The 1164-nt window shown below is 72.0% G+C and carries 1 protein-coding gene; it reads left to right on the top strand.

Translation table 11 applies throughout. From position 1 onward, the window contains the following. Positions 1-52 precede the first annotated feature (52 nt). Entirely contained in the window at positions 53-1153 is a 1101-nt protein-coding gene (locus AB1L88_RS26895; RefSeq protein WP_367099806.1) for an IS630 family transposase, read from the top strand. The last annotated feature ends 11 nt before the right edge of the window (positions 1154-1164 follow it).

The following is a 1164-nucleotide window of genomic DNA, read 5'->3' as shown; positions in this document are numbered from 1 at the left end:
CTAGTGCAGGGGCACGACTGATCCTGTGCAAGGTGACGGTCGTACAGAGGGTATGAGACCACCCCTCTTCGTCCGACCGTTGACCACCGAGGAGCACCAGAGCCTTCAGGCCGGCCTGCGCTCGCCCTCGGCCTTCACGCTGCGCCGCTGCCAGATCCTCACGGCCAGTGCCCAGGGGCATCGCCCCGCCCGGATCGCCGTGGCCCTGGGTTGCGCCGTCCAGACCGTCCGCGACGCCATCCGCGCCTTCCACGCCGAGGGCACCGCCTGCCTCCGCCCCAAGTCCACTCGCCCGCGTCGGACACGCCTGGTCCTGGACCCCGCCGGCGATCAACGGCTCCGGGACCTGCTGCACCGTAGCCCCCGCGACTTCGGCAAGCCCACCGGCCTGTGGACCCTGAAGCTGGCCGCCGAGGTCTGCTACGACACGGGCCTGACCGAGCGGCCCATCAGCACCGAGGCGGTCCGCCGGGCCTTGCGCCGCCTGGGCGTCGGCTGGCGGCGGGCCAAGCACTGGATCACCAGCCCCGACCCGGCGTACGCCCGCAAGAAGCACGCGCGCGACCGGCTGATCCGCCTGGCCGAGGCCCATCCCGACTGGGTGCTCGGCTTCCAGGATGAGACCTGGTGGAGCCGGCTGGCGCGGCCCGACCTGCACGCCTGGGCCGGTGGCGAGCCGCTGCGGCTGGAGCGACTGGCGGCGGCCAAGGACGACCCCGACCCGAAGGCGTTGTGCTGCTACGGGCTGCTGCGGGCCGACACCGGGGGGATGCTGCTGCGGTTCGTCCGGGGCCGCCCGGTCAGCCAGGTGACCGAGGACTTCTTGCAGTGGGCCTGCGGTCGGCTGGCGGCCGAGGGGAAGACGGCCCTGCTGCTGGTCTGGGACAACGCCAGTTGGCACGTCAGCCGGCGGGTGCGGTCCTGGATCAAGGCGCACAACCGCCGGGTGAAGCGCGAGGGCGGGGTGCGGATCATCGCCTGCGGCCTGCCGATCAAGGCGCCGTGGCTGAACCCGATCGAGCCGTGCTGGCTCCATGGCAAGCGGGCGATCCTGGAGGCGGATCGCAAGCTGACGGCGGCCGAGGTCGTGGATCGGGTCTGCGAGCACTTCGGCTGCGACTACGTCGAGCCGCTCACACAGAAAGCCGCGTGATCCTGCACTAG

Origin of the sequence: Tautonia sp. JC769 (assembly GCF_040717455.1) — a bacterium.
Classification (GTDB): Bacteria; Planctomycetota; Planctomycetia; order Isosphaerales; family Isosphaeraceae; genus Tautonia.
This window is presented reverse-complemented; position numbering and strand designations above follow the sequence as displayed.